The sequence below is a fragment of the Streptomyces sp. NPDC046716 genome, assembly GCF_040645755.1.
Taxonomy (GTDB): Bacteria; Actinomycetota; Actinomycetes; order Streptomycetales; family Streptomycetaceae; genus Streptomyces.
Genome location: NZ_JBEYYU010000011.1, coordinates 147,217 through 154,534, shown reverse-complemented (window position 1 = coordinate 154,534; position 7,318 = coordinate 147,217). Strand labels below are relative to the sequence as shown.

At 70.0% G+C, this 7,318-nt stretch carries 5 protein-coding genes; 2 read left to right on the top strand and 3 right to left on the bottom strand.

The window, feature by feature from the left end:
* Window positions 1-151: 151 nt before the first annotated feature.
* Together hisS and ABZ930_RS11685 are read right to left on the bottom strand one after the other, a co-directional pair.
* Entirely contained in the window at window positions 152-1,414 is a 1,263-nt protein-coding gene (hisS, locus tag ABZ930_RS11690) for a histidine--tRNA ligase (RefSeq protein ID WP_361545332.1), read from the bottom strand.
* Between the two features lie 12 nt (window positions 1,415-1,426).
* The gene (locus tag ABZ930_RS11685; protein WP_361545329.1) at window positions 1,427-2,137 is read right to left on the bottom strand and encodes an MBL fold metallo-hydrolase; all 711 of its coding nucleotides are present in this window, start codon (window positions 2,135-2,137) and stop codon (window positions 1,427-1,429) included.
* 166 nt (window positions 2,138-2,303) lie between these two features.
* On the opposite strand from ABZ930_RS11685, the gene ABZ930_RS11680 reads away from it, so the two are divergent.
* Both ABZ930_RS11680 and ABZ930_RS11675 read left to right on the top strand, forming a co-directional pair.
* Window positions 2,304-3,095 carry a peptidylprolyl isomerase gene (locus ABZ930_RS11680; protein WP_361545326.1) on the top strand — a complete coding sequence of 264 codons (792 nt, stop codon included), beginning with the start codon at window positions 2,304-2,306 and terminating at the stop codon, window positions 3,093-3,095.
* Between the two features lie 136 nt (window positions 3,096-3,231).
* Window positions 3,232-4,464 carry a DUF349 domain-containing protein gene (locus ABZ930_RS11675; RefSeq protein ID WP_361545324.1) on the top strand — a complete coding sequence of 411 codons (1,233 nt, stop codon included), beginning with the start codon at window positions 3,232-3,234 and terminating at the stop codon, window positions 4,462-4,464.
* A 293-nt stretch (window positions 4,465-4,757) separates the two neighbouring features.
* On the opposite strand, the gene ABZ930_RS11670 is transcribed toward ABZ930_RS11675, so the two are convergent.
* Window positions 4,758-7,286, bottom strand: a complete 2,529-nt coding sequence (locus ABZ930_RS11670; RefSeq protein WP_361545321.1) for a RelA/SpoT family protein — start codon at window positions 7,284-7,286, stop codon at window positions 4,758-4,760.
* Window positions 7,287-7,318 lie beyond the last annotated feature (32 nt).

Sequence of the window (7,318 nt, the reverse complement as noted above, 5' to 3'; positions counted from 1 at the left end):
CTGAACCTGGCGTTGATCGTCTTCAGCGGCTTCGCGCTGGTCGACGCCGCAATCCGGCCGGTGGCCTCTTCTCGCGCAGTTCCCCGCGCCCCTGAAGCGAGCTCCGCTCGCCCAGGGGCGCGACCAGCCCCCACCGGCCGTCAGCCGAACGTCAGGCCAACTTGGTGCGGAGAACCTCGACGACCTGGTCCACCGCGACAGCGGACTGGTCGCCGGACTCCATGTCCTTGAGCTGCACCACACCCTCGGCGAGATCCCGCTCGCCCGCGACGAGCGTGAAGCGCGCGCCGCTGCGGTTGGCGTTCTTCATGGCGCCCTTGAGCCCCTTGCCGCCGAACGAGAAGTCCGCCGAGATCCCGGCCCGGCGCAGCTCGGTCACCTTGGAGAACAGGACGCGGCGCGCCTCGTCGCCCAGCGGGACCGCGAACACGCTGGTCGTGGACGGGAGTCGAAGCTCCACACCCTCGGCCTCCAGGGCCAGGACCGTACGGTCGACGCCCAGCGCCCAGCCGACGGACGGCAGCGATGGGCCGCCGATCATCTCAGAGAGGCCGTCGTAACGGCCGCCGCCGCCCACCGCGGACTGCGAGCCGAGTCCGTCGTGGACGAACTCGAAGGTCGTCCGGGTGTAGTAGTCGAGCCCGCGGACCAGCTTCTCGTCGTCCTCGAAGGCGACGCCCTCGGCGACGAGCAGCTCGCGCACCTGCTCGTGGTACGCCTTGCACGCGTCGCACAGGTAGTCGCGCAGCGAGGGCGCGCCGACGAGCTGCTTCTGGACGTCGGCCCGCTTGTCGTCGAGGACGCGCAGCGGGTTGATCTCCGCGCGGCGCAGCGTCTCCTCGTCGAGGTCGAGGCCGCGCAGGAAGGTCTGCAGCGCCTCCCGGTACACCGGGCGGCACTCCTTGTCGCCCAGCGAGTTCAGCAGGATGCGGAAGTTCCGCAGGCCGAGCGAGCGGTACGCCTGGTCGGCCAGGATGATCAGCTCGGCGTCCAGGGCCGGGTCCTCGGCGCCGATCGCCTCGGCGCCGACCTGCGAGAAGTGCCTGTACCGGCCCTTCTGGGGGCGCTCGTAGCGGTAGTAGGAGCCCGAGTACCAGAGCTTGACGGGGAGGTTGCCCGCCTTGTGGAGGTTGGCCTCCAGCGCGGCGCGCAGCACGGAGGCGGTGCCCTCGGGGCGCAGGGCGAGCCTGTCGCCGCCCTTGGTCTCGAAGGCGTACATCTCCTTGGTCACGATGTCGGTGGACTCACCGACACCGCGCGCGAACAGTTCGACGTTCTCGAAGCCGGGCGTCTCGATGTAGCCGTAGCCGGAGTTGCGCAGCGGCGTGGAGATCGCGTCACGCACCGCGAGGTACGTCGCGGAGTCCGGCGGCAGCAGGTCGTACGTGCCCTTGGGGGCCTGAAAGGTGCTCACGGGAAGTCTTCGTCACATTCCTCGTCGGGGAGCCTCGGTGGAGGATCCCTGGCCGGCGGCCACCTGCCGCAGATACGGGTTGGTGGCGCGCTCCTGGCCGATGGTCGTCTGGGAGCCGTGTCCGGAGAGCACCACGGTCGAGTCGTCGAGCGGCAGGCACACGCGGGCCAGCGATTCGAGCATGTCGTCCATGGAGCCACCGGGAAGGTCGGTGCGTCCGATGGAGCCGGCGAAGAGCAGATCGCCCGAGAAGAACACCGACGGGACGTCCGCGGTCTCGGGCATCTGGAAGGTCACCGACCCCTTGGTATGGCCGGGGGCGTGCGCGACGCCGAAGTCGAGTCCGGCCAGCTCCAGCCGGGCGCCGTCGGAGAGCGTCCGCACGTCGTCGGGCTCCCCCACCGTGAGCTCGCCCATGAGCGGCATGCCGATGGTGCGGCCGATGCCCTTCTCCGGGTCGCTCATCATGTAGCGGTCCTCGGGGTGGATCCAGGCCGGGACGTCGTGCGCCCCGCACACTGGGACGACCGAGGCGACATGGTCGATGTGGCCGTGCGTGAGGACGACCGCGACCGGCTTCAGCCGGTGCTTCCTGAGCGCTTCCTCGACTCCCTCGGCGGCCTGGTGGCCCGGGTCGATGATCACGCACTCCTCACCCGCGGCGGGGGCAACCAGGTAACAGTTGGTGCCCCAGGCCCCGGCGGGGAACCCGGCAATCAGCACGATCGTCCTTCATGTGTCGTCGGAAGTGCCGTCGGAACGCGGAAATACAGCAAGACGGCAGATGAGAGCCTACCGGCGCTGCCGATTCCACAGCGAACCCATATACGGTACGGGGCACAATCAAGGGCCCAGTCATGGTCATACACACGTACGAGGAGAAGATCCGGTGGTCAGCAAGGATCAGCGGCAGCGTCAGCTCGCCCGGGAGAAGTTCCTGCGCCAGCAGCAGCGGCGCGAGGCCGCGCGACGCAAGGCGCGCACCCGCAACACCGTGATCGCCTCCGTGCTCGCGGTGGCCGTCCTGGGCACCGGTGGCGCGTACGCCGCCGGAGCCTTCAGCGGTGACGGCAAGAAGGACACCGCGGGCTCCGAGGCGAGCCCCAGCCCGAGCGCCTCCTCCACGGAGAAGCCCGAGCCGAAGATGGCCATCGACAAGAAGGCCACGTACACGATGGCGATGAAGACGAGCCAGGGCGACGTGAAGATCGCCATGGACGCGGCCAAGACGCCGCACACCGTCAACTCGTTCAAGCACCTCGCCGACAAGAAGTTCTTCGACAACACGAAGTGCCACCGGCTCACCACGTCCGGCATCTTCGTGCTGCAGTGCGGCGACCCGGAGGGCACCGGCGCGGGCGGCCCCGGCTACACGATCCCGGACGAGAACCTGGACGGGCTCGGCAAGGCGGGCAAGGACGGCTCGGTCACCTACCCCGCGGGCACGGTCGCGATGGCGAACACGGGCCAGTCGCACACCGGCGGCAGCCAGTTCTTCCTCGTCTACAAGGACAGCAAGCTGCCGCCGTCGTACACGCCGTTCGGCAAGATCGACGCGGCGGGGCTCAAGGCCGTGCAGGCCGTCGCGAAGGGCGGGGTGGCCGCCGGCGGACAGAGCGAGACCGATGGTGCACCGAAGAAGACCGTCAAGGTCAAGACTGTGACAGTGGAGAAGGGCTGACCTGTTCGCTGCCAAATTTCGGTCGCGCGGGATGCGGACAGCATCCCCGCCGGTCGCCTATGTTGGCCGTGACGAAACTGTGGACGATGCCCGGGGGCCCACGAGCCTCCCGCAGGCATCATGTGGAGGAGGCGCTGTGAGCAGCGACCCGTGGGGCCGCGTCGACGAGACGGGGACCGTGTACGTGCGTTCGGCCGATGGCACAGAGCGTGAGGTCGGTTCGTGGCAGGCCGGTTCTCCCGACGAGGCCCTTGCCTACTTCAAGCGCAAGTACGACGGTCTGGTCGTCGAGATCGGGCTCCTCGAGCGCCGGGTGCAGACAACGGACCTGTCCGCCAAGGACGCCATGACGGCGATCGGGCACCTGCGGGACCAGGTCACCGACGCGCACGCGATCGGCGACCTGGACGCGCTCGGCAAGCGGCTCGACAAGCTGGTCGAGTCGGTCGAGTCGCGCCGTGAGGAGCGCAAGGCACAGAAGGCCAAGCAGTCCGACGAGGCGCGGCACTCCAAGGAGGCGCTGGTCGTCGAGGCGGAGGAGCTGGCCCAGTCCGAGCAGTGGCGGGCGGCCGGTGAGCGGCTGCGCGCGCTGGTGGACACCTGGAAGGGTCTGCCGCGTCTGGACCGCAAGTCGGACGACGAGCTGTGGCACCGCTTCTCGCACGCCCGCTCGGCGTTCTCCAAGCGCCGCAAGGCCCACTTCGCTTCGCTGGACGCGCAGCGCGAGGAGGCCCGCAAGGCGAAGGAGAAGTTGGTCGCCGAGGCGGAGGCGCTGTCGAACTCGCAGGACTGGGGCGCGACCGCGGCCCGGTACCGCGAGCTGATGACGGACTGGAAGGCCGCGGGGCGCGCGCAGCGCGAGCACGAGGACGATCTGTGGAACCGCTTCCGCGGCGCCCAGGACGTGTTCTTCGCGGCCCGCAGCTCGGTCTTCGCGGAGCGTGACGCGGAGCAGGGCGAGAACCTCAAGCTCAAGGAGGAGCTGGCAGCCGAGGCCGAGAAGCTGCTCCCGATCGAGGACCTGAAGGCGGCCCGCGCCGCGTTCCGCTCGATCAACGAGCGCTGGGAGGCCATCGGCCACGTTCCGCGCGACGCCCGCCCGAAGGTCGAGGGGCGGATGCACGCCGTGGAGCGTGCCCTCCAGGAGTCGGAGGAGGCCGAGTGGCGGCGGACGAACCCGGAGGCGCGGGCGCGTGCCGCGGGTCTGACGGGGCAGCTTCAGGCCGCCGTCGACACGCTCCGGGGCCAGATCGAGCAGGCCCGCGCCCAGGGCAACAACGCCAAGGCCGACAAGCTCCAGCGGGAGCTCGACGGGCGTCAGGCGCTGCTGGACTCGGCGCTGAAGGGTCTCCAGGAGTTCGGCGGCTGACGCTCCGCTGACAGCTGGTAGTAGAGCGGCCCCGGGTTGATCCCGGGGCCGTTCTTCGTTTGGCACCGCAGCCTTGGGCAATCTGCCGCCATGGGCGGCAGGGTGGGCAAGGCGGCACCCCGGCGCCGGGCAGGCGCTCCAAGGGGCGGCCAGTACAGCGCCGTTCGCGGGTGCGCCCCGGTGGGGGCTGGTCGCGCAGTTCCCCGCGCCCCTGTCGGGGCTCGGGTGGAGCCGCACATCGATACCAAGCCCGCGCGCCCCCTGGCGGGGCGCGTCTCACCGGCGATGACCAGCTAGGGGCGCCGCGCCGAAGTCACCCGGTAGACGTCGTAGACGCCCTCCACGCCCCGGACCGCCTTCAGGACATGGCCCAGGTGCTTCGGGTCGCCCATCTCGAACGTGAAGCGGGACGTGGCCACCCGGTCGCGGGACGTCTGGACGGCCGCGGACAGGATGTTCACGTGCTGGTCGGAGAGGACCCGGGTCACGTCCGACAGCAGCCGGGACCGGTCCAGGGCCTCGACCTGGATGGCGACCAGGAAGACCGAGGACTGGGTCGGCGCCCACTCGACCTCGAGGATGCGCTCGGGCTCACGGGACAGCGAGTCCACGTTGACGCAGTCGCTGCGGTGAACCGATACGCCGCTGCCGCGCGTCACGAACCCGATGATCGGGTCACCGGGCACCGGCGTGCAGCACCGGGCCAGCTTCACCCAGACGTCGTCGACGCCCTTGACCACGACGCCCGGATCGGCGTTGGACCGGCGCTTGGAGCGGCCGCGCGAGGGCGGTGCGCTCTCGGCGATGTCCTCGTTGGCCGCCTCCTCGCCGCCGAGCGCCTGGACCAGCTTCTGCACGACGGACTGCGCCGTGACATGGCCCTCGCCGATCGCCGCGTAGAGCGAAGAGATGTCCGGGTAGCGCATCTCGTGCGCGAGCGTGACGAGCGAGTCACCGGTCAGGATCCGCTGGATCGGCAGGTTCTGCTTGCGCATGGCCCGCGCGATGGCGTCCTTGCCCTGCTCGATGGCCTCGTCGCGGCGCTCCTTGGAGAACCAGCCGCGGATCTTGTTGCGGGCCCGCGGCGACTTGACGAAGCCGAGCCAGTCGCGCGAGGGGCCGGCGCCGGATGCCTTGGAGGTGAAGACCTCCACCAGGTCGCCGTTGTCCAGCGTGGATTCCAGGGGCACGAGGCGTCCGTTGACGCGTGCTCCTATGGTCCGGTGGCCGACCTCCGTGTGGACCGCGTACGCGAAGTCCACCGGGGTGGCCCCGGCCGGCAGCGCTATGACGTCGCCCTTCGGCGTGAAGACGAAGACCTCGTTGCGCGACAGGTCGAAGCGCAGGGACTCCAGGAACTCGCCCGGGTCCTCGGTCTCCTTCTGCCAGTCGAGCAGCTGGCGCAGCCACGCCATGTCGTTGAGGTGGTCGTCCTTGCCGGTCGACTTGGGCGCGTCCGAGCGCACCTTGGAGGCGCCGGCGACGGCCTCCTGCTTGTACTTCCAGTGCGCGGCGATGCCGTACTCGGCGCGGCGGTGCATGTCGAACGTACGGATCTGGAGCTCGACGGGCTTGCCGTTCGGGCCGATCACCGTCGTGTGCAGCGACTGGTACATGTTGAACTTGGGCATCGCGATGTAGTCCTTGAACCGCCCCGGAACCGGGTTCCAGCGGGCGTGGACGGTGCCCAGTGCCGCGTAGCAGTCGCGGACCGTGTCGACGAGGACGCGGATGCCCACCAGGTCGTAGATCTCCGCGAAGTCCCGGCCGCGGACGATCATCTTCTGGTAGACGCTGTAGTAGTGCTTCGGGCGGCCGGTGACGGTCGCCTTGATGCGGGCCGCGCGCAGGTCGGACTGCACCTCGTCGGTCACTATGGCCAGGTACTCGTCGCGCTTGGGCGCGCGCTCGGCCACGAGCCGCACGATCTCGTCGTACATCTTGGGGTAGAGGATCGCGAAGGCGAGGTCCTCCAGCTCCCACTTGATGGTGTTCATGCCCAGGCGGTGGGCGAGCGGCGCGTAGATCTCCAGGGTCTCGCGCGCCTTCTTCTCCTGCTTCTCGCGCTTGAGGTACCGCATGGTGCGCATGTTGTGCAGGCGGTCGGCGAGCTTGATCACGAGGACGCGCGGGTCCTTCGCCATCGCCACGACCATCTTGCGGACCGTCTCGGCCTGCGCGGCCTCGCCGAACTTGACCTTGTCCAGCTTGGTGACGCCGTCGACGAGCAGGGCGACCTGGTCGCCGAAGTCCCGCTTGAGGGTGTCCAGGCCGTACTCGGTGTCCTCGACGGTGTCGTGCAGCAGTCCGGCCATCAGCGTCGCCGGGTCCATGCCCAGCTCGGCGAGGATCGTCGTCACGGCGAGCGGGTGCGTGATGTACGGGTCGCCGCTCTTGCGCTTCTGGCCGCGGTGCCAGCGCTCGGCGACCTGGTAGGCGCGCTCGATCTGGCGCAGCGTCGAGGTCTCGATCTTGGAGTCGTTGCTGCGCACGATCCGCAGCAGCGGCTCCAGGACGGGGTTGTACGGGTTCGAGCGCTGGACGCCGAGGCGCGCCAGGCGGGCCCGGACGCGGTTGGAGGACCCGGAGCGGGACGCCGGCTGGTTCGCGGCGGCACGGATGACGGGCGGCGGCGTGGCGCGCGGCTGCTCGGCGGCGGGCTCGGGGCGTGGCGACTCGGCCGCCTTGGTTCCGGGCGGCGGTGCGGGCTTCGCGCCGTTCACGGACGGGCCGCCGGTCGCGGACGTGCCGGATCCAGCCCCGCCCTGGGCAGCCTCGTGGTCGGTCGTGGCGGCGGTGAGTGGCTTGGCCTCGTCTGGCAACGGCGCTCCTCGTGCGCGACGGGTCCCCCGTT